Source organism: Methylomonas sp. LL1, assembly GCF_015711015.1.
Classification (GTDB): Bacteria; Pseudomonadota; Gammaproteobacteria; order Methylococcales; family Methylomonadaceae; genus Methylomonas.
The window spans coordinates 4,584,924-4,604,993 of the sequence record NZ_CP064653.1 but is presented as its reverse complement, the minus strand read 5'-3'; the positions used below and the strand labels follow the sequence as shown (position 1 = coordinate 4,604,993).

Here is a 20,070-nt window from a genome sequence, read left to right as displayed (position 1 = left end):
GTATTCGGCGGTTCAAGGCGGCCGCGCGTTATCGTCCAGCTTTGGCGCGGGTTTGTCCGGAATGGTACACGGGCCGCATCGGCCAGTAAAGGCGGCGTACAGCGCCGCGCCGCAGCTTAACGATCCGGCACCGGCAAGACTCTACTCAAGGGCGTGCCGATGCCGCCGCGCCTGACCAATACCATCTCGGCGGCAATCGCCAGCGCGATCTCTTCCGGTAACTTCGCGGCCAAATCCAGGCCGGCGGGAGCGCGCACCCTGGCTAGGCTGGCTTCGGAAAATCCCTCTTGCCCCAAGCGTTTCAATACCAGTTGTGCCCGCTTTCGGCTGGAAACCAGGGCGATATAGTGGGCTTCGGAATGCAGCGCGCGAGTCAATGAGTCGTAGTCGCCCTTGTGGTGGGTGGCTATCACGACGAAATCGCCCGGTTGCGGTAGTAATTGTTGATAGCGGCTATCGTCGCTGATGATTTGACCGGCTTTGGCAAAATGTTCGACACTGGCCTGAGCATCATTAACGATCACATCGAATCCCAATCGATGAGCAAACTCGCACAGGCTCTCCACGATACGGCCATGCCCCATCAACCACAGCAGCGGTTTGGGTAAGACCGGCTCGACGTAAACCCGCATGCTGCCGCCGCAAGGCATGCCGGCACCGAAAATTTCGTCGGTCAAATCAATTTCGATCACGCACGGTTCTCCGATTTCAAGGCACTCAAGCGCCGCTTTAGACACCATAGACTGCGCGCAACCGCCGCCGATCCAGCCGGCGATGACTTTGCCCGCCGCATCGATCAGCGCCTTGGCCGCCGGCTTGGCCGATGACGACCCTAGAATTTCCACCACCGTGGCCAGCGCATAGGGACGGCGCGTTTTGTGCAATTCGAGCTGATGATTGAGGATTTCCGGCATCACAAGGGTTTTCTACTATTTAGGTTATTCAAATCTTCCGGCCGATCGATGTCCCGAATCACGCCCGGATCGTCGCAATCCACGATCCGGAGCCAATCGGCATGAGCCTGAATTACGGCTTTCGCGCCACTGTCGCCGGTCAAAGCCATCAGCTCGGGCCGCAATACTTGCGTAAAACCCACCGGGTGCCCGCGCCGGCCTTGCCAGCCCGGTGCCACGATCTCCGCGCCCGAACGTAAGGCATCCGCCAGCTTGCTTATCGTAACCGGCGCTATCCAAGGCATGTCGGCTAGAGCGACCAGCCAACCGGCCGCGGACGGGCAAGCGCTAATGCCAAAGGATAGGCTGGCAGCCATCCCTTGGTCGGCATCGTCGCAAATTAACACCTTGGCACCCTCGGCCCGTAACCGGGCAGCCAGCTCGTCGCTGCCGGGACGCACGACCGCCAGCACTCCGTCGCAGCCGGCCAACAAATTCCGGCAGGCGCGCACCGCCACCGGATCGCCATCGGGCAAAACATGCATCAGCTTGTCCGCGCCGAAACGGCGACTAGCGCCGGCCGCCAACAAGATGCCAATAATCCCGCCCATCAATAGACGGCTCGAGCAGTCAAACCAGGGATAATCATGTGGTCCGGATTCTAAAACATAAAGGCCGTAAACGTTATCATCGGCCTTGCCGATAAACAAGATTCATCTACTAGTCGCAACTCCCCGTGAAATGCGTGAAAGCGTTTGCCGGCTTATCAATCCTCCAGATTGCGCACAAAGGTATAGGCGCCGGATGTCTGCTTCATCCGGTACAAGGACGCCGGCCGGCCGCCTTCCGAGCGTTTTTCGCCGGTATCGAGCAAAAGTTCCGCCTGCTCGATCCGGCGGCGGAAGGATTTTTTCTGCAAGGACTTGCCGATCAACACCTCATGCAAATGCTGGAGTTCCGGCAATGTGAAGGTTTCGGGCAGCGCATAGGCCGGCACGATCGAATACAGAGCCTTTTGCCGCATGCGCTCCCGCGCCAAACCGATGAGAGCCTGATGATCGAAGGCTAGCTCCATCCGGCCGACGGCATCCACCGCTAGCCATTGCGCATCGGCGACAGTCGCCACATGGGCTTCGCAGGCCTGAAAAGCCATCAACGCGGTATAGACTATCGTCACCGACCAACCGCGCTTGTCGCGCTTGGCATTGCCTATGCTTTGCAATTGTTCCAGATACGGCGGTTCGATGCCGGTCTTGTCTTTCAGCTTGCGCCGCACCGTATCTTCCAGGGTTTGATCCCGTTGCAAATCGACAAAACCGCCCGGCAAACCCCACTTGCCCCGTTCCGGGTGATTGGAGCGCTCGACCAATAACACTTTCAAACATTCTTGATGGTAGGTGAACAGCACCGCATCGACCGTCAGCAAAGGGCTGTCGTATCGCTGCTTATCGTATTCGGCTAAAAACCGTTGTTCGTCCATCGTTTCGGTCGGCATGGATAGTTATTTTGCGTTAGTTTTTTGGATAACAAACATTGTCGCAGATATTTGTGTCTTTTTGTCACTTTTGCGCTTGACAAATATGTGTCTATAGGACACTATTTGTCTTAAGTGACTTTTCGACCCAAACAGGAGAACTACCATGCTCGGCTTACAATATTTCAAAGCGGATTCCTCAACCTTCGTCATCAAAACCGTCAATGGCCGCATCCGTAAAAAAGGCAAAGGCTTGAGTTTTTTCTATAACGTCGCCACCGCCTCGATCGCGGCGGTGCCGGTCAACGCCCAGGAGGCACCGTTCATTTTCAAACTGTTGACGGCCGACTTTCAGTCGGTGACCGTGCAAGGCCAAATCACCTATCGGGTGGCATTACCCGAAAAAATGGCCGAGATGCTGAACTACAGCCTGAAAAACGACGGAATCACCTATGTCTCGGAAGACCCTTTGAAGCTGTCGGACCGGGTAATACGCATCGTCCAAGCCATCGTGCAGAACAAGGTTCAGAATACGGTATTACGCGATGCCCTCAAACTCGGCCAAGACTTGGTGAGCTTGCTACGCGACCGGCTTGCCGGCGACTCCCCGCTCGAGGCACTGGGCATCGCCCTGCTGGATGTATCGATCAGCGCCGTGCAGCCCACCCCGGAAACGGCGCGCGCGTTGGAAGCCGAAGCCCGAGAGGCGATATTGAAAAAAGCCGACGATGCGATTTACGACCGGCGTAAATCGGCAGTGGAACAAGAGCGCACGATCAAGGAAGCCGAACTGCAAACCGAGTTGTCGGTGCAACAAAAGGAACAGGAAATCGAGGAATCGCGCATCCTCAACGAACGCACCATCCAACGAGGCAAGGTCGAAACCGAACGCGAACGCTTGCAGGCCGAAATCGCCGCCGAAACCCAACGCAAGGACCTGGTGAGTCTGAATAGCGAAAACAGCCGCCAGCAAGCCGACGCGGAAGCCTATGCCATCAGCGCGCGGATGAAGGCGTTTAGGGAATTGCCGGTGGAAAACCTGAAAGCCATGGCGCTGGCGAACATGGAGCCCGAACAATTAATGGCGATGGCCTTTGAATCGCTGGCGCAAAATGCCGGCAAAATCGGCGAATTGACCATCACGCCGGATTTGTTCAGCCAAGTCCTGAAAAAATCGGTGCGCTCATGAGCGATCATTACCAATACCGCTTTATTCTGGTGGCGCGCAAAACCCGGTTGCAGGAATTGATCGAACGCTTCAATACCTGGCCGCAAGCCCGCTTTTATCTGGAGCACAATCAGGTCGACGCCCAGGATTATCTGGATGAACACGACCTGTACCAGCGCCGTTTGGGTGAAGCCGAGAGGGTACTGAAAGCCTTGGGCCGCTTCCAACTATTGGAACGCCGCCTGTTGCCCAATTACCAGTTTGGGCCGTCCGATATTGTGGTGGTAATCGGCCAGGACGGATTGGTCGCCAACACATTGAAATATCTGGACGGCCAACCGGTGATCGCGATCAACCCCGATCCCGGCCGCTGGGATGGCAAGCTACTGCCTTTCGAAATCGGCGATCTGCAAGGGGCGGTAACGCGAACACTAGCCGGCAAGTCGGCCTGCAAAACCATTAGCTTTGCCGAAGCCAAAACCAACGACGGCCAACGCATGCTGGCGGTCAACGACTTGTTTATCGGTCCGAAAAGCCATACTTCGGCCCGCTACCTACTGTCGTGGAATGGCCGCCGGGAAACTCAGTCATCGTCCGGCATTATCGTCTCCACCGGTTTTGGCTCGACCGGCTGGTTTCAGTCGCTGCTGGCCGGAGCGTTGGGCGTTTCCGGCGGCGAATCCCACCCGCTCAAGAACGGCTTTGCCTGGCACGAACAACGCCTGCAATTCACCGTGCGCGAACCGTTCCCGAGCCGTACCACCGGCACCGAGTTGGTGTTCGGCGCCATTACGCCACGAACCCCGCTTGAATTGGAGTCGCAAATGCCGGAAAACGGCGTGATTTTTTCGGACGGTATCGAATCGGATTATCTGGCGTTTAATTCCGGAACCGTGGCAACGATCAACTTGGCCGCCACGCAAGGACAATTGATTTGCTGAATAGGCGCAGGTTGTCGGCATCTCGACAGAGGCCAAGGTAATCCGCCGTTCTACTCGCCTTTAGCTCAGGGCCTAGGACACTTTAAAACGGCAAACGCAACCGGCTTTTGCCATGCAGTCGGTCTGTTGAATAGGCTTTTCCAACAGTGTAGAAATTAAGGCCTGATCGAAATGGCACAATTCCGGATGTTGTTGCGCCAAATCATGATAAACGCAATTGACCGCCTTGATGCTCGGCTGTCCCTGCCGAGGCTCCAGTTCCGCGTGATAGCCCAGGCTTTGCATCAGTTCGACCAAAGCGGCCAGTTTTTGGTCCGGTTGTTTGTGGCTGAATTGCGGTGCCAAGGATTGCGCCAGCTTGACCCCCATATTCCACATCATTTTTTCCAACGCTTCCGAGCTCAACTCGGCTGCCAGATCATTTAACAGCAAATTGCAAAACCAGGCATATTGCTTGGGAAAACGGTTAACCCCCTGCTCGGTCAAGGTGTAACTGCGGGCCGGCCGGCCGCCGGTACTGGTCAAGGCCGCTTCGCGCACCAGTTGCTGCTTTTCCAGCATGACCAAATGCTGCTTAACCGCGTTTCTGGATATTTCCAGTTCAGCGGCCATTTCATCAATGCTCATCCCGGCGGCCGAATTCAGCAGCAGGGTCAATATTTGTTCTTGGCGCGAGCCGGTTTGCATGTTCATCTAACTTAGGTCGGGAGAAATCGAAGATTTAACTGTAACGATGCCAAGGAATAGGCTTGAAACAATTCGCCCTGACGGGACACGCCAACGTTTGCGCCCCTGGGTATAAAGCGATTTCCTCATACCTATCCCTAACGGTAGGCAGCATAGCACAGCCCGTTCTTGGTGACAGCGATTAAACCACATAAAAAACTTTTATAATATAAATATTGCATAAGTTTATTTTTTAGCTTAACCTGTGCCCGAGCCTGACGGCTTGAACCTTTTATTAATCCAGAGAGGACACTCAGCATGAGGGAAACCAACAGCACACTATACGAACAATTGGGAGGCGAAGCCGCCGTCAACGCCGCCGTCGATATTTTTTACCGCAAGGTCTTGAGCGATCACCGCATCAACCGGTTTTTCGACAATACCAATATTGAAAAACAAGCGGCCAAACAAAAAGCCTTTTTGACCATGGCTTTCGGCGGACCCAATAACTACAACGGCGCCGACATGCGCCAAGCTCATGCCCACTTGGTGAAAAATCTGGGCCTGGATGACTCCCATTTCGACGCCGTCATGGAACACCTGACCGGTACCCTGGCGGAATTGAATGTGCCACAAAATCTGATCGACCAAGTGGCGGCCATCGCCGAAAGCACCCGCAACGACGTATTGGGCCGTTAACTTAAAGGAGATGGGGATGTCGTCGCAAAAGATCAGGCTGGATGGCAAGGAAATCGTTTGCCAACAGGGCGAATCGGTTCTGGATGCCTTGTTGCGCGAACATATCGACATTCCTCATGCTTGCAGGGAAGGCGCCTGCCAAAGCTGCATGATCCGTGGCCTTGAGGGCGCCGTTCCCGCCGCTGCTCAACAGGGACTGAAGGATGTGTTGCGGCATCAAAACTACTTTTTAGCCTGTATCTGTTATCCGCATCAGGACATCAGCATCAGCCTTGGTTCCGCCCCGGACGCTTTTAATCAAGCCACGGTCACGGGCAAGCAGCTGCTGAATCCGGAAACCCTGCTGCTAAGCCTGCAATGCCAGGAACCGATGGATTTCTACGCCGGACAGTTTGTGAACTTGAAACGCGCAGATGGATTAACCCGTAGCTATTCAATCGCCAATAACCGGGTTCACGCGCATAAATTGACCTTCCATATCCGCCGTCTGGCCGGTGGCCGTTTTAGCGAGTGGGCGCACCGGGAATTGAACATAGGCGACAGCATCGCCGTATCCGACCCTCAGGGGCTTTGTTACTACCTACCCAACACCCCGGAACAAAACATGTTGTTGATCGGCACCGGCAGCGGCCTGGCGCCACTGGCCGGTATCGTCGAGGAAGCCTTGCATCACGGCCATGCCGGTCAAATTCATTTATACCACGGCAGCCGGGAAATGGACGGCTTGTACTGGATAGAGGAAATGCGGGAATTGGCAAATCGACATCCAAACTTCCACTGCACCGCCTGCGTCTCGAGAGGCGATGCGCCCGCCGGAATCGCCCAAGGCCGCGCCAATGATCTGGCCATGTCCGCGATACCTAGCCTGAAAGGTTGGCGCGTCTATTTGTGCGGCCATCCGGACATGGTCAATCACGGCAAACGCCAAGCCTATCTGCATGGCGCCGGACTTCAGGATATTTATTCGGATGCCTTTCATGTGGCATCGGCAACGTTGGACTAAATTCAGCCTAACTATCCACCAGCCTATTTCGTAAACCATGTTTCAGCTCCCGCGTTATTTCACGATCGAGCCCGTACAGTTAAGTATCAAGGAAAAAGCCATTGCCTCACTGGCTTGTTTAACGGCGATTTTATTGACGGGATTGCTTACCCAAACCTATGCCGTTGAACAAACTTCGGTTTTGGTGGCATCGATGGGCGCATCGGCGGTGATTTTGTTTACGATTCCCGGCAGTCCGTTGGCTCAGCCCTGGCCGTTTGTCGGCGGACAAATGCTATCGGCGTTAATCGGAGTTTTATGCGCATTTTATATTAGGGATGTACCGCTCGCCGCCGCGCTCGCCGCGGGACTGGCGGTGCTGATGATGCTGATCTTGCGTTGCTTGCATCCACCCGGCGCGGCAACGGCACTCGCTCCGGTATTGAACGCCGAACAGACACCCATGCCGGATCTGGACTTTCTGTTAAACCCGGTCGGCATCAACGTCTTGATCATGCTGATGTTAACTTGGTTGATTAACCGGTTGATTTTGCGCCGCGATTATCCGGTTCGAATAGCCCCACCCCAGCCGCCCCGTCATATAAACAAAACTGAAGGCAACTGGGTCGGAGTCAGTCAGGCCGACGTTGAACAGGCCACCCGCGATTTTGATCACTTTCTGGACATCGGAGCCGATGATTTACTGCGGATTTTTACTCAATTGCAGCTATTGTTGCTTCAAAAAAATCTCGGTTCGATCAGATGCGAGCAACTGATGCAGCGCGACATCGTTACCGTCGAATATGCCACCGAAGTGGAAGACGCCTGGATGCTGATGCAGCAACATCATTTAAAAGCCCTGCCGGTACTGGATCGTGCCCGTCACGTCATCGGCATCGTTACCCAATACGATTTCCTAAAAAACCTGAAGCTAACGCCGTATCAAAGCTTTCAGGACAAATGGTTGGCATTTATCAAGAGCACGCCGACCGTCAGCACCGACAAACCGGAAGCCATTGGCCACATCATGACCCGCAAGGTAAAAACCCTGCCAGCCCAAGCCCATATCGCCGAACTGATTCCGCTCGTGATCAACGAAGGCCACCATCACGTACCTATCGTTGATGAGAATGGTCATTTCGTCGGCATGGTTTTCCAAAGCCGCTTGTTATCAGCTCTATTCAATCACTGTACCTTCGCGCCGATAAAACACGATTAATCGAGTCGAACTTTCTCCAAAAATAATACAGATTGCGGAGCTTGACGGCGCTCGACGCGAACGGTTGACTCCGACTCCGCTCAGTCAACGGCAAATGGCTTGGATTGGGTACATTTATTATTGCCATAAATCGCCTAAGACTTCATGACGAGGCCATTTTTACGCAACCCTTGGTTCAACCAAAAACACCGGTCAATAATCCGGTGCTAACATGTAGTCATTGCGCTTTCATTCCGGTTTTTTGATCCTCTCCAGCCATAAGGGCAAGGGTGCCGAAATTTGATGCGCAACCATATTATCCTCTTCAATTTGGCTTGGAACATTTCTTATGGCTTTGTCGATTTTGGTTGCCGACGATAACGAGATGAATCGCTGGCTGTTGGCCGAACAGTTGCAACAATGGAGCACGGATGTTGTGTCGGCGAGCGATGGCCGCGAAGCCTGGGAGTTGCTACGGAACAACCGCTACTCCTTGGTGTTTTTGGATGTGAATATGCCGTTTATGAACGGTTTCGAGTTGGTCAAAAAGGCCAGGGCCGAATCGGTTAATCATTTGACGCCTATCATTGCCGTGACAGCCCACATCCAAATCCATCAGCGCCATCTGTTGGTTGCCGACGGTTTTAACGAGTGCCTGATCAAGCCTATCGTATTAGCGGATTTATTGCGTGTGATAGAGCGATGGTGTGCGACGGAAAACGGCGAAAACGGCGGCTATTATGCGAATGCCATTTTGGAAAAAACGGAACATAACCGCTCCCTAGGCAGGGTGTTTTTGCAAAAACTTTTGCAAGACACCCCAGCCCAGCTTGCCGACCTGCAGCGAGCCTTGCAAATGCAACAATGTCAACAAGCTTGGACAATCGCTCATAAACTGCACGGTACGTTTTGTTTTTATGGTTTCGCCGATTTTCGCGCGTTGGCCGAAAAGCTAGAGCAATGCCTGCGGGAAACCGATCTGTCGATGGCGATGCAACAATTTGACTTGTTGAACGCAAAATTTGCCGAGCTACGGCACAATGAATCCAAGCTGTTACTGCAGCTGTCTTAATATAACGGGGCCATCAAACTCGCAATTCTGCTGGCGTTTACTAATTTTGCCCAAGAAAAGCGTAAAATCCTTTATATTTTTTTCAATCTCGACTAGTCTAGGGGCAGTTGTGATGTCATAAAAAAACTATAAGGCGATCCATGGCTGACTTGATAGCGTTACTTGACGAAATTTCATCGGATAATCCTTGCGGGGAGTATCTGGAGTACGACCCTGTCTATCTCGAACTCGGCAAAAATATCCAAGGCAAACCCGAAGACCCTATCACCGGCGAAAAAGCCCAGCCACCCAATTGGCGCGAAATTCAAAGAGATGCATTAGCCATTTTGCGGCAAAGCAAGGACATTCAAATCGTCATTTTCCTGATCCGGGCCTTGATAAATCTTGAAGGCTTAACGGGGTTTCGTGACGGCTTGAATCTGTTATACGGCTTGCTGGAAAAATACTGGGATCAGATTCATCCGTTGTTGGATCCCGAGGATGATCTCGATCCTACCGCGCGGGTCAATATCCTGGAAGAACTGAGTAATTTCGAATCGGTACTGCGTCCATTAAGCCTGGCTCCCTTGGTTGATTCAAAATCCGCCGGCCGCTTCACCTTACGCGACGTACAAATCGCCACCGATAAGGCGGAAGCCCCGGAAGGCAGCCCCAAACCAGAAATCAGCATGATCCGGGCGGCATTTCTGGATGCACCGGAAGAAACGGTCGCGGCAACCTATCAGGCCGTCAACGAAAGCGTTAGCCTTATCCAACAACTGGAAGCGTTGGTGGGCGATAAGGTTGGCATCGAAAATGGGCCTGATTTATCCGGGTTGAACTCGCAGTTAAAGGAAATGCGCCATGCGTTCGCCCAATACGCGGATACCGGCTTAACCGAAGCGGATGCGCAATCCGACGGCGACGAACTCGCTTCTGGCGACTCCGGCTCGGCGGGTTCTAGCCGTAAATCGGCAGCCGTCGGCGCCATCAGTTCTCGGCAAGATGTTTTGAAAACACTGGATCTGATCTGTAAGTATTATGCTGAAAACGAACCCTCGAGTCCGGTCCCTATTTTGTTGCAACGAGCAAAATTTCTTGTAACATCGGACTTCATGCAAATCGTGCAAAACCTGTTGCCGGATGGCCTTACTCAGCTGCAACAGATTAAGGGCCCCGATCCGGAAGCGGATCAAAATTATTAGTTAACAACAAAAGTGGAGTAGGAAATGGCCGAAAGTAGTCAGAAGTTCATTCAGCGAAACCGGGCGCCACGCGTTCAAATTGAATACGATGTGGAAGTTTATGGTGCCGAGAAAAAAGTACAGCTTCCTTTTGTAATGGGTGTGCTGTCCGACCTATCCGGTAAACCAGCTGAACCTTTACCCCCAATAGCCGATCGCAAGCTATTGGAAATCGATGTCGACAATTTCAATGATCGCTTAAAAGCCATGAAACCGCGAGTGGCGTTTCAAGTAGCCAACACCCTGACCGGAGAAGGCAATCTGAATGTCGATATAACCTTTGAAAGTATGGATGATTTTTCGCCGGCCGCCGTGGCTAAAAAAGTGGCGGGTCTGGATAAAATCGTCGAAGCCAGAACCCAACTGTCTAATTTGATTACCTATATGGACGGTAAGACAGGCGCGGAAGAACTGATTGCCAAGTTGATCAACGATCCGGCACTGCTGCAAACCTTGGCCGCCAAGGCCAAACCCGCTGAGACAGGTGCCGGTGACAGTAAAGAATCTACAGAAGGAACCGGGGAGTAATTTATGGCCGAATTAGATAGACAAGCCCAGCAAGGCGCGACTGAAACCCTGGAGCTGGACGATTTTTCGGCATTATTGTCGAAACAATTCAAGCCGGGAACCGAAGCGGCCAATCAGGTCAACACAGCTGTCACTACACTGGCTCAATATGCCCTGCAAGATGTTTCTAAAATATCCGATGATGCCATTAAGAGCATACAGTCCATCATTGCCAGTTTGGACCAAAAAATCACCGAACAATTGAATTTAGTCCTGCATCACCCCGATTTTCAACAATTGGAAGGTGCCTGGCGCGGCTTGCATTACCTGGTCAATAACACCGAAACCGATGAAATGCTGAAAATCAAAGTTTTCAACGTTTCAAAAAAAGAGCTGGGCAAAACCCTAAAAAAATTCAAGGGCACCGCCTGGGATCAAAGTCCGCTGTTCAAAAAACTGTACGAAGAAGAATACGGCACATTTGGCGGCGAACCGTTCGGTTGTTTGGTCGGCGATTATCATTTCGACCACAGCCCACCGGACGTGGAGCTGTTAGGAGAAATGTCAAAAATCTCCGCTGCCTCGCATACCCCATTTATTTCCGGCGTGGCACCCACTGTAATGCAAATGGAAAGCTGGTCCGAGCTGGCAAATCCGCGTGACTTGACCAAAATTTTCCAAACCCCTGAATATGCGGCTTGGCGCTCCTTACGCGAATCAGACGATGCCCGTTATTTGGGCTTGGCTATGCCACGCTTCCTAAGCCGTTTGCCTTACGGTTCCAAAACCGATCCGGTGGACGAATTTGATTTCGAGGAAGATACCTCGGGGGCCGATAGCCACAAATATACTTGGGCGAATGCGGCCTATGCGATGGCGGTTAACATCAATCGTTCGTTCAAACTTTACGGTTGGTGCTCGCGGATACGCGGCATCGAATCCGGCGGCGCGGTGGAAGGTTTGCCGGTGCACACCTTCCCTACCGATGACGGCGGCGTGGATATGAAATGTCCAACCGAAATCGCTATTACCGATAGACGCGAAGCCGAACTGGCAAAAATCGGCTTCATGCCGTTGATTCATAAGAAAAACAGCGATTTTGCCGCCTTCATTGGCGCTCAATCGTTGCAGAAACCGGCCGAATACGACGATCCGGATGCAACGGCCAATGCCAACTTGGCCGCCCGTTTGCCTTATTTATTCGCGACCTGCCGTTTTGCCCATTATCTGAAATGCATCGTCCGCGACAAAATCGGCTCCTTTAAGGAACGGGATGACATGCAAAAATGGTTGACCAGCTGGATCAAAAATTATGTAGATCCCAATCCGGCCATGTCCGACGAACTGACCAAATGCCGCAAACCGCTTGCGGACGCCGAAGTCGTGGTGGAGGAAGTCGAAGGTAATCCCGGCTATTACACGTCAAAGTTTTTCCTGAGACCGCATTATCAACTGGAAGGACTGACGGTATCTTTGCGTTTGGTTTCAAAATTACCTTCGGTAAAAGGGGGTTGATTGGAAGTGAGTATTAACCGGTAGCTTGTCAGCTTGATTTGGCCTCCGTCGATGTGAATGGAAAATTAATCATCCATTCAGACGCAGCCTACAAATTGATCGGCAACTCGAAATTTGATTGTTATTCATGATTTATTTGTTTCAAACAAACTAAGGAGAAAGTGTTATGGCATACGATATGTTTTTGAAAATTGCTCCCATCAAAGGTGAATCAGTCGATCACAAACACAAGGGAGAAATCGACGTTTTGGCTTGGAGCTGGGGCATGTCCAATAGCGGCTACGCGCATGTCGGCGGTGGCGCGGGTGCTGGTAAAGTGAATGTCCAAGACTTGAGCCTGACTAAATGGGTAGACAAAAGCTCCACCTATCTGATGGAAACATGCTGCAACGGTAAGCACTTTGACGAAGCGATTTTGGTGGTCCGTAAAGCTGGGGAAAAACCAGTGGAATATTTGACCATCACGATGAATGAAGTGTTTATCACATCCGTTTCCACCGGTGGTTCAGGAGGCGAGGATAAACTGACCGAAAACGTCTCGCTGAACTTTAGAAAGGTAAAAGTCAAATACATCGAGCAAACAGCACAAGGTGGCGAAGGTGATAAACCGGATATGAGCTGGGATATTGGAGCAAACATTAAATATTAAACTGGCTTGGTTTTTTATGCGCCTACCCGTCAAGGTAGGCGCGCTTTTCAAACAATGAGGTTTGAACTCCCATGATTTCAAGTGCGGCTGAAATAAGCTTAAAAGATGGTCGACTCGACGATGCCCTGGCGCAATTGCAAGAGCAGGTTCGCAAAAATCCCAATGTCGCCAAGCACCGGGTTTTTTTATTTCAACTGTTGGCGCTTAACGGCCAATGGGATCGCGCACTGAATCAACTTACCGTCTGCGGCAATCTGGATGATGCCAATTTGGCGATGGTACAGACTTACCGGGAAGCCATTCGTTGCGAGTTGCTTCGCGAAAAAATTTTTAAGGGCGAAACCTCGCCCTTGGTGTTCGGCGAACCCGAACATTGGATTGCCCTACTGATCGAAGCGTGCAAATTATCCGCTCAAGCCAACCATGCACAAGCCGGCGAATTGCGCGACCAAGCTTTCGAACTGGCACCTACCACCTCCGGCAGCTTCAATGGCACGCCCTTCGACTGGATCGCCGATTCCGACACGCGGATGGGTCCGGTGACGGAAGCCATCGTCAACGGCCGCTATTATTGGATTCCCTTCAATCGTATCAGTAAAATCGAGATCGAAGCGCCGACCGACCTGCGGGATTTGGTCTGGCTGCCGGCTCAATTCACCTGGGCAAATGGCGGCAGTGCCTTTGGCTTAATCCCATCCCGCTATCCCGGATCCGATCAGGCCGAAGATTCGGCGCTACGTCTGGCTCGAAAGACCGAATGGCATGAACCGGCAAGCGGCCATTATCACGGACTGGGGCAACGGATTCTAATTACGGACGCTGGCGAACATCCTTTCTTCGAAACGCGGGAATTAATCCTAAACACCTCGATTTCAGACCAACATGGCTGAACTGGTCGCCAAGGAACGCCTGCAACCCTCGTTGCTGGATCGATTGACGGACTATGCGCCCGGCGAACGGGCCGAATCGCGTGAACAACGCGTCATCTCCTATCGCCAGTTGCGGCAAAGCGTATTAAGGGATTTAAGCTGGCTTTTGAACACAACGGCCTTTGAAGCCCGGGAAGACTTGTCGGCCGAACCTTATGCGGCGCGCTCGGTCATCAACTATGGCATACCGGCATTATCGGGTACTACCTTCAGCAGTCTCGACGCCGAAAAATTACAGCGTAAAATTAAACAAGCTATTATGGATTTTGAGCCGAGGATTCTTGCCGCCACCCTCAACGTCGAGATTATTACGGCCGAGGAACAAATGAGCCAAAATGCGCTTTCGTTCAAAATCGAAGGCGACTTATGGGCGCAGCCATTACCGATACACCTGTTTATTCGTAGCGATCTTGACCTGGAAACCGGCGAAGTCATGGTCAAGGAACTGGGCGGATAATCATGGATCCTCGTTTACTGAAATACTATAACCGCGAACTGCAACATGTGCGTGAAGTCGGCGCCGAGTTTGCCAGCGAATTTCCCAAAATCGCCGCCCGCTTGGGACTCGATACGTTCGAATGCTCCGACCCCTACGTCGAACGCCTGTTTGAGGGCTTTGCCTTCATGGCGGCGCGGGTTCAATTAAAGGTCGATTCCGAATTCCCCAACTTTACCCAATCCTTATTGGAGATCGTTTACCCGCATTATCTGGCCTCCACTCCCTCCATGACCGTGGTTGAGTTTAAACCCGATCTGACGGAAGAAAGTCTGGCGGAGGGATTTACGATTCCGAAAGGCAGCTCCTTGCGCAGCCAAATCGCCAAGGGCGAACAAACCGCTTGCGAATATCAGACCGCGCATCCCTTGCAATTATGGCCATTGGAAATCGGCCAGGTTGAATATCTGCCGACGCTAGCCGCTGTTTCCAGCCAAGGCCTATCCGACCCCAAGCATTTGGCCGGTGTAAAGGGCGCTATTCGCATCGTGTTGCGAAGTACCGCCGGCGTCCGCTTTAGCCAGATGCCGCTTGAAACCTTGTCGCTGTTTTTGCGCGGCACCGGCGCCATTCCCTATCGGCTGTATGAACAGCTGATGGCTAACGCCAAGGGCCTCGCCTGCAAGTATAAGACCGGCTTGCAAGCGCACTTCAAATATGCCAGCGGCCATCTTTTTCGCGGCCTGGGATTCGATAAAGAAGAAGCCTTGCTGCGGCAAACCCCGCGTTCATTCGACGGCTATCGGATTTTGCAGGAATATTTCGCCTTTCCCGAACGCTTTCTATTTGCCGAACTATCCGGTTTATCGCCTTTAATCGCTCAGTGCGAGGTTGAGGAACTAGAGTTATTCGTGCTACTGGACCGTAGCGACGCTCAATTGGTTAATGCGCTGGACAAATCCAATCTAGCCCTGTTTTGTGTACCCGCGATTAATTTGTTTCCCAAGCGCACCGACCGGCTGCATGTTGATCACCGCCAATCCGAATATCATGTGGTCGTCGATCGTACTCGGCCGATGGATTTCGAAGTGTTCAGCGTCGATCAAGTAGTCGGTTTCGGTAACGACCAACGCAATGAACAGGTTTTTTTGCCGTTTTACGGCTCCAAAAGCGTCTACCAAAATCAAGCCGAAACCGCTTTTTATATGTTGCGGCGGCTAAAACGGGTCTTGTCATCCAAACAACGCCGCAAGGGCATGCGCTCCAGCTATATCGGCAGCGAATGCTTCATCTCATTGGTCGATTCCGAACAAGCGCCCTACTCGCCGCAAACCGCGCAACTCGGACTGGAAACCTTGTGCACCAACCGAGACTTACCGATGGTAATGCCTGTCGGCCTGGGCGATACCGATTTTAGTTTGCAGATCAGCGCGCCGGTTCAGTCGATACGCTGCATTTCAGGCCCAACCCGGCCACTGCCCGCCGCTTATGAAGGCGACAGTGTCTGGCGCTTGATCAATCATCTCTCGCTGAATTATTTATCGTTGATCGATAGCGATCCCAAGCAAGGCGCCGCCGCGTTAAGGGAATTGTTGAATTTATACGCCGACCGGCGCGAGCCCGCGATCAAAAAACAAATCGAAGGCGTCATTTCGGTCAGTGCCAAGAACGTGGTCAGACGTATCGATTCCAAAGGCCCCATGGTATTCGGGCGTGGATTGGAAATCTCGGTACTGCTGGATGAGTCGGCTTTTGAGGGAGGGGGATATTTTCTGTTGGGTACGGTTTTGGAGCAATTTTTTGCCCGTTATGTTTCGATCAATTCCTTCGTCGAAACCGTCTTACGTTCAACCGACCGCGGCGAGGTGGCCCGATGGCCAGTGAGAATCGGACGTCGTCACACTTTTTAATTAGCGAGCTCGAACAAGCCGCCTATCGTTTCGATTTCTTCGAAACCCTACGCCTGTTCGAAGCGCTGAATCCGGATAAACCCCGGCTGGGTACCGGAGTCAAGGCCAGTGACGATGCGGTTCGCTTCTCCCAGGAGCCGGAACTGCTGTTCCCGGCATCCGCCTTATCATCCTATGTTCCCGGCAATTCGGGCACACCAAGACTGGCCGTCAATTTTTTCGGCCTGTTCGGTCCCAATGGGCCGTTGCCGCTGCATCTGACCGAATATGCCCGCGAGCGGTTAAGAACGCATCGCGACGCCACCATGGTCCGATTTGCCGATGTGTTCCATCATCGCATGATCAGCTTGTTTTATCGGGCCTGGGCCAATGCCCGCCCCACTGTCAGTTACGACAGGCCGGAATCGGACCGTTTCGGATTTTATGTCGGCTCCTTGCTGGGGATTAGCGGTGAAAATTTCCGCCATCGAGACGCACTGGACGATAGAGCCAAACTTTTCTATTCGGGGCATTTTTCGGCGCAAACCAAGTGTCCCGACGGTTTGCAAGCCATCATTCACGACATCTTGTCGGTCAAGGTCAAAGTTGAAGAATTCATCGGCGAATGGATGGAAATTCAACCAAGCGACCATAGCCGCTTGGGCTATTCGCCGGAACTGGCTACTCTGGGCCAATCGATGTTATTGGGTGCGTTTGTCTGGGGTTGCCAGCATAAATTCAGAATTGTGCTCGGCCCATTAAAACTGACCCAATATCTGGCGCTGCTGCCCGGAGCGATTGAATTGGCAAAACTGGCGGCGATAGTTCGCAATTACATTGGCGACGAGTTGGTCTGGGATGCGCAACTGATTCTGAAAAAACAGGAAGTGCCGGCGGAGTTGGCCCTGGGCGTACCCCGGGAGCCCGACTCATCCAGCATGAACGGCGACGCCCGACTAGGCTGGAGCATGTGGCTGGGACCACGTCCGAGCCCGCTGGACGCCGATGATTTAACCCTAAATCCGTTCTTTGCGCTCCGCGCGGGATAACAATCATTCCTTCAAACTAACAAGCAATAGGGAAAAAGCCATGGCAGAAATCAGCCGAGTCAAACTGTTTGGAAAATTAAACCGCGTCTGCTACAAGGCTATCGAAGGCGCAACGGTGTTTTGCAAGCTCCGAGGCAATCCTTATGTCGAACTGGTGCATTGGTTGAATCAGTTGCTGCAATTACAGGATTCCGATCTACACCGGATTATCAAGCAATACAGCCTGGATACTTCGCGACTGGCCAAGGATGTGACCGATGCGCTGGAAAAACTGCCGCGTGGTTCCACCGCTATTTCCGATTTCTCCCCGCATATCGAAGAATCGGTCGAACGCGGCTGGGTCTACGGTACCTTGATGTTCGGCGAAAGCCAGGTGCGTAGTGGCCATCTGGTCGTGGGCATGCTGAAGACCAAGTCCTTGCGTAACGAGTTGCTGGGCATATCCAAGGAATTCGAAAAAATAAAACCCGACCTACTCTCGGACGATTTCGCCGGCATCGTGTCCGGTTCCCAGGAAGATGGCCTGGCGGCCACCGACGGCTTCCAGTCCGGCGCAACGCCCGGCGAAGCCAGTGGAGCGATGGCGCCTGCGGCAATGGGCAAACAGGAAGCACTCAAACAATTCACCGTCGATCTGACCGAACAAGCCCGCAAGGGCAAAATCGACCCTATCGTTGGCCGAGACGAAGAGATTCGGCAGATCATCGATATTTTGATGCGCCGCCGCCAAAATAATCCATTATTGACCGGCGAGGCCGGTGTCGGTAAAACCGCCGTGGTGGAAGGCTTTGCGCTGAAAATCGTGGCCGGCGACGTACCGCCCTCGTTGCGAGACGTCAGTTTACGCACTCTGGATGTCGGTTTGCTGCAGGCCGGTGCCAGCATGAAAGGCGAATTCGAGAACCGCCTGCGCCAAGTCATCGAGGAAGTCCAATCCTCGCCCAAGCCGATTATTCTGTTCATCGACGAGGCCCATACATTGGTCGGAGCCGGTGGCGCCGCCGGCACGGGCGATGCCGCCAATCTGTTGAAACCCGCCCTAGCGCGCGGCACCTTGCGAACGGTGGCCGCCACCACTTGGGCCGAATACAAGAAACACATCGAAAAAGACCCTGCCCTAACCCGCCGCTTTCAAGTAGTACAAGTCCTGGAACCGGGCGAGGAAAAAGCCATCGGCATGATGCGCGGTGTGGTATCGGTGCAGGAAAAACATCATCAGGTCTTGATTCTGGATGAAGCGCTGGAAGCGGCGGTCAAGCTATCGCACCGTTACATCCCCGCCCGGCAATTGCCCGACAAGGCCGTCAGCTTATTGGATACCGCCTGCGCCAGGGTCAGTATCAGCCAACACGCGGTGCCGGCCGAAGTCGACGACTGCCGCAAACGTATAAGCGCCTTGGAAACCGAACTGGAAATCATCGGCAAGGAAAAGGCGGTCGGCATCGAAGTTGCCGGTCGGGAAGAGTCGGCACAAGAAAAATTGGCTGTGGAACAGCAGCGGCTTGCCGAGTTGGAAACCCGCTGGAATGCCGAAAAGGATATGGTCAGCAAAATCCTGGATTTGCGGGCAAAACTCAGAGCGAGCGGCCATGCGGTGGATGCCACCGGTCAAACACCGGCCCCAGCCGAAACAGGCGCCGACTCCGCTCAAAGTCCCGATGCGGTCGCAGCTGACCGCGAAGCGTTGTTGACGGAACTGAAAAGCTTACAAACTCAGCTGCATGAACAACAAGGCGAGTCACCATTGATACTGCCGACCGTCGACCATCAGGCCGTCGCGTCAGTAGTGCAGGACTGGACCGGTATTCCGGTGGGCCGCATGGTCAAAAACGAAATCGAAACCGTCCTGAAACTGGCGGACAATCTGGAACAACGCATCATCGGCCAACGCCATGCCTTGGAAATGATCGCCCGCCGGATTCAGACCTCGCGCGCCGGACTCGACAATCCCAACAAACCGATCGGCGTATTCATGCTGGCCGGCACCTCCGGCGTGGGCAAGACCGAAACAGCCCTGGCCTTGGCCGAAGCCTTGTATGGTGGCGAACAAAACGTCATCACTATCAACATGAGCGAATACCAGGAAGCCCATACCGTATCGACCTTGAAAGGCGCGCCTCCCGGCTATGTCGGTTACGGCGAGGGCGGCGTTCTGACCGAAGCCGTGCGTAGACGGCCGTACAGCGTGGTGTTGCTGGACGAAGTGGAAAAGGCCCATCCCGATGTGCATGAGATTTTCTTCCAGGTATTCGACAAGGGCTGGATGGAAGACGGCGAAGGCCGAGTGATCGATTTCAAAAACACCCTGATACTGCTGACCACCAACGCCGGCACTGAAATGATTTCCAGCCTGTGCAGCGATCCGGAATTGATGCCTGATCCTGAAGGCATCTCCAAAGCCTTGCGCGAACCGTTATTGAAAGTCTTCCCACCCGCCCTGCTGGGCCGTTTGGTGGTGATTCCTTACTACCCGCTGAACGACGAAATGATAGGCGCCATAGCTCGTCTGCAACTGGGCCGGATCAAGAAACGCATCGCCGAAAGCCACAAAGTGCCGTTCTCTTACGACGACGACGTGATCAAACTGATCGCCAGCCGTTGTACGGAACTGGAAAGCGGTGGACGGATGATAGACGCAATATTGACCAATACCGTGCTACCGAAGATCAGCGAGGAATTTTTGATCCGGATGGTGGAAGGCAAACCGATTGAACGGGTGCATGTCAGCGTGCAGGATGGGGAGTTTGGTTATGGGTTTGAATAACTCTGTCATCAACTGC

General features: G+C 53.1%; 19 protein-coding genes. 15 read left to right on the top strand and 4 right to left on the bottom strand.

What is annotated here, in order from left to right:
- Positions 1–116: 116 nt before the first annotated feature.
- The 3 genes from IVG45_RS21595 to IVG45_RS21585 form a co-directional block, all read right to left on the bottom strand.
- Positions 117–914 carry an XdhC family protein gene (locus IVG45_RS21595; RefSeq protein WP_230874688.1) on the bottom strand — a complete coding sequence of 266 codons (798 nt, stop codon included), beginning with the start codon at positions 912–914 and terminating at the stop codon, positions 117–119.
- Positions 914–1,504: a nucleotidyltransferase family protein gene (locus IVG45_RS21590; protein WP_196435805.1), complete on the bottom strand. Its 591-nt coding sequence runs from the start codon at positions 1,502–1,504 to the stop codon at positions 914–916. The genes IVG45_RS21595 and IVG45_RS21590 overlap by 1 nt, the downstream gene beginning before the upstream one ends.
- Positions 1,505–1,659: 155 nt before the next feature.
- Complete coding sequence (locus tag IVG45_RS21585) at positions 1,660–2,388, bottom strand: NUDIX domain-containing protein (protein ID WP_230874687.1); 729 nt, start codon at positions 2,386–2,388, stop codon at positions 1,660–1,662.
- A gap of 145 nt (positions 2,389–2,533) precedes the next feature.
- Here IVG45_RS21585 and IVG45_RS21580 point away from each other — a divergent pair, with 145 nt between their 5' ends.
- Positions 2,534–3,556 carry an SPFH domain-containing protein gene (locus IVG45_RS21580; RefSeq protein WP_196435804.1) on the top strand — a complete coding sequence of 341 codons (1,023 nt, stop codon included), beginning with the start codon at positions 2,534–2,536 and terminating at the stop codon, positions 3,554–3,556.
- A complete protein-coding gene (locus tag IVG45_RS21575; protein WP_196435803.1) occupies positions 3,553–4,476 on the top strand; it encodes a sugar kinase in 924 nt (307 codons plus the stop codon). Before IVG45_RS21580 ends, IVG45_RS21575 begins: the two co-directional genes overlap by 4 nt.
- A 72-nt stretch (positions 4,477–4,548) precedes the next feature.
- On the opposite strand, the gene IVG45_RS21570 is transcribed toward IVG45_RS21575, so the two are convergent.
- Positions 4,549–5,169 carry a helix-turn-helix transcriptional regulator gene (locus tag IVG45_RS21570; RefSeq protein ID WP_196435802.1) on the bottom strand — a complete coding sequence of 207 codons (621 nt, stop codon included), beginning with the start codon at positions 5,167–5,169 and terminating at the stop codon, positions 4,549–4,551.
- Between the two features lie 291 nt (positions 5,170–5,460).
- Between IVG45_RS21570 and IVG45_RS21565 the strand changes: the two genes are divergently transcribed.
- From IVG45_RS21565 to tssH, 13 genes are all read left to right on the top strand, one after another.
- Positions 5,461–5,841 (top strand): group I truncated hemoglobin, encoded by a 381-nt coding sequence (locus IVG45_RS21565; protein WP_196435801.1) that lies wholly within the window; start codon positions 5,461–5,463, stop codon positions 5,839–5,841.
- 16 nt (positions 5,842–5,857) lie between these two features.
- A complete protein-coding gene (locus tag IVG45_RS21560) occupies positions 5,858–6,844 on the top strand; it encodes a 2Fe-2S iron-sulfur cluster-binding protein (protein WP_196435800.1) in 987 nt (328 codons plus the stop codon).
- Positions 6,845–6,881: 37 nt separating this feature from the next.
- Positions 6,882–8,042: an HPP family protein gene (locus IVG45_RS21555; protein ID WP_196435799.1), complete on the top strand. Its 1,161-nt coding sequence runs from the start codon at positions 6,882–6,884 to the stop codon at positions 8,040–8,042.
- 328 nt (positions 8,043–8,370) lie between these two features.
- Positions 8,371–9,093: an Hpt domain-containing response regulator gene (locus tag IVG45_RS21550; RefSeq protein ID WP_196435798.1), complete on the top strand. Its 723-nt coding sequence runs from the start codon at positions 8,371–8,373 to the stop codon at positions 9,091–9,093.
- A 140-nt stretch (positions 9,094–9,233) separates the two neighbouring features.
- Complete coding sequence (gene tssA, locus IVG45_RS21545) at positions 9,234–10,277, top strand: type VI secretion system protein TssA (protein WP_196435797.1); 1,044 nt, start codon at positions 9,234–9,236, stop codon at positions 10,275–10,277.
- Between the two features lie 24 nt (positions 10,278–10,301).
- Positions 10,302–10,844 carry a type VI secretion system contractile sheath small subunit gene (tssB, locus tag IVG45_RS21540; protein ID WP_196435796.1) on the top strand — a complete coding sequence of 181 codons (543 nt, stop codon included), beginning with the start codon at positions 10,302–10,304 and terminating at the stop codon, positions 10,842–10,844.
- Between the two features lie 3 nt (positions 10,845–10,847).
- Positions 10,848–12,338 carry a type VI secretion system contractile sheath large subunit gene (gene tssC, locus IVG45_RS21535; protein WP_196435795.1) on the top strand — a complete coding sequence of 497 codons (1,491 nt, stop codon included), beginning with the start codon at positions 10,848–10,850 and terminating at the stop codon, positions 12,336–12,338.
- Between the two features lie 166 nt (positions 12,339–12,504).
- Positions 12,505–12,987 (top strand): Hcp family type VI secretion system effector, encoded by a 483-nt coding sequence (locus IVG45_RS21530; protein ID WP_196435794.1) that lies wholly within the window; start codon positions 12,505–12,507, stop codon positions 12,985–12,987.
- 71 nt (positions 12,988–13,058) lie between these two features.
- On the top strand, positions 13,059–13,877 hold the full coding sequence (locus IVG45_RS21525; protein WP_196435793.1) for a type VI secretion system accessory protein TagJ: 819 nt from the start codon (positions 13,059–13,061) through the stop codon (positions 13,875–13,877).
- Positions 13,870–14,373 carry a type VI secretion system baseplate subunit TssE gene (tssE, locus tag IVG45_RS21520; protein WP_196435792.1) on the top strand — a complete coding sequence of 168 codons (504 nt, stop codon included), beginning with the start codon at positions 13,870–13,872 and terminating at the stop codon, positions 14,371–14,373. Before IVG45_RS21525 ends, tssE begins: the two co-directional genes overlap by 8 nt.
- 2 nt (positions 14,374–14,375) lie before the next feature.
- Positions 14,376–16,262 carry a type VI secretion system baseplate subunit TssF gene (tssF, locus tag IVG45_RS21515; protein WP_196435791.1) on the top strand — a complete coding sequence of 629 codons (1,887 nt, stop codon included), beginning with the start codon at positions 14,376–14,378 and terminating at the stop codon, positions 16,260–16,262.
- Positions 16,226–17,290 (top strand): type VI secretion system baseplate subunit TssG, encoded by a 1,065-nt coding sequence (tssG, locus tag IVG45_RS21510; protein ID WP_196435790.1) that lies wholly within the window; start codon positions 16,226–16,228, stop codon positions 17,288–17,290. Before tssF ends, tssG begins: the two co-directional genes overlap by 37 nt.
- Before the next feature lie 40 nt (positions 17,291–17,330).
- Positions 17,331–20,054: a type VI secretion system ATPase TssH gene (tssH, locus tag IVG45_RS21505; RefSeq protein WP_196435789.1), complete on the top strand. Its 2,724-nt coding sequence runs from the start codon at positions 17,331–17,333 to the stop codon at positions 20,052–20,054.
- Positions 20,055–20,070 lie beyond the last annotated feature (16 nt).

What these genes read in the sequence shown, in the direction of transcription:
- IVG45_RS21595 (WP_230874688.1), bottom strand. Translation starts at nt 914, where the DNA reads ATGCCGGAAATCCTCAATCATCAGCTCGAATTGCACAAAACGCGCCGT.
- IVG45_RS21590 (WP_196435805.1), bottom strand. Translation starts at nt 1,504, where the DNA reads ATGGGCGGGATTATTGGCATCTTGTTGGCGGCCGGCGCTAGTCGCCGT.
- IVG45_RS21585 (WP_230874687.1), bottom strand. Translation starts at nt 2,388, where the DNA reads ATGCCGACCGAAACGATGGACGAACAACGGTTTTTAGCCGAATACGAT.
- IVG45_RS21580 (WP_196435804.1), top strand. Translation starts at nt 2,534, where the DNA reads ATGCTCGGCTTACAATATTTCAAAGCGGATTCCTCAACCTTCGTCATC.
- IVG45_RS21575 (WP_196435803.1), top strand. Translation starts at nt 3,553, where the DNA reads ATGAGCGATCATTACCAATACCGCTTTATTCTGGTGGCGCGCAAAACC.
- IVG45_RS21570 (WP_196435802.1), bottom strand. Translation starts at nt 5,169, where the DNA reads ATGAACATGCAAACCGGCTCGCGCCAAGAACAAATATTGACCCTGCTG.
- IVG45_RS21565 (WP_196435801.1), top strand. Translation starts at nt 5,461, where the DNA reads ATGAGGGAAACCAACAGCACACTATACGAACAATTGGGAGGCGAAGCC.
- IVG45_RS21560 (WP_196435800.1), top strand. Translation starts at nt 5,858, where the DNA reads ATGTCGTCGCAAAAGATCAGGCTGGATGGCAAGGAAATCGTTTGCCAA.
- IVG45_RS21555 (WP_196435799.1), top strand. Translation starts at nt 6,882, where the DNA reads ATGTTTCAGCTCCCGCGTTATTTCACGATCGAGCCCGTACAGTTAAGT.
- IVG45_RS21550 (WP_196435798.1), top strand. Translation starts at nt 8,371, where the DNA reads ATGGCTTTGTCGATTTTGGTTGCCGACGATAACGAGATGAATCGCTGG.
- tssA (WP_196435797.1), top strand. Translation starts at nt 9,234, where the DNA reads ATGGCTGACTTGATAGCGTTACTTGACGAAATTTCATCGGATAATCCT.
- tssB (WP_196435796.1), top strand. Translation starts at nt 10,302, where the DNA reads ATGGCCGAAAGTAGTCAGAAGTTCATTCAGCGAAACCGGGCGCCACGC.
- tssC (WP_196435795.1), top strand. Translation starts at nt 10,848, where the DNA reads ATGGCCGAATTAGATAGACAAGCCCAGCAAGGCGCGACTGAAACCCTG.
- IVG45_RS21530 (WP_196435794.1), top strand. Translation starts at nt 12,505, where the DNA reads ATGGCATACGATATGTTTTTGAAAATTGCTCCCATCAAAGGTGAATCA.
- IVG45_RS21525 (WP_196435793.1), top strand. Translation starts at nt 13,059, where the DNA reads ATGATTTCAAGTGCGGCTGAAATAAGCTTAAAAGATGGTCGACTCGAC.
- tssE (WP_196435792.1), top strand. Translation starts at nt 13,870, where the DNA reads ATGGCTGAACTGGTCGCCAAGGAACGCCTGCAACCCTCGTTGCTGGAT.
- tssF (WP_196435791.1), top strand. Translation starts at nt 14,376, where the DNA reads ATGGATCCTCGTTTACTGAAATACTATAACCGCGAACTGCAACATGTG.
- tssG (WP_196435790.1), top strand. Translation starts at nt 16,226, where the DNA reads ATGGCCAGTGAGAATCGGACGTCGTCACACTTTTTAATTAGCGAGCTC.
- tssH (WP_196435789.1), top strand. Translation starts at nt 17,331, where the DNA reads ATGGCAGAAATCAGCCGAGTCAAACTGTTTGGAAAATTAAACCGCGTC.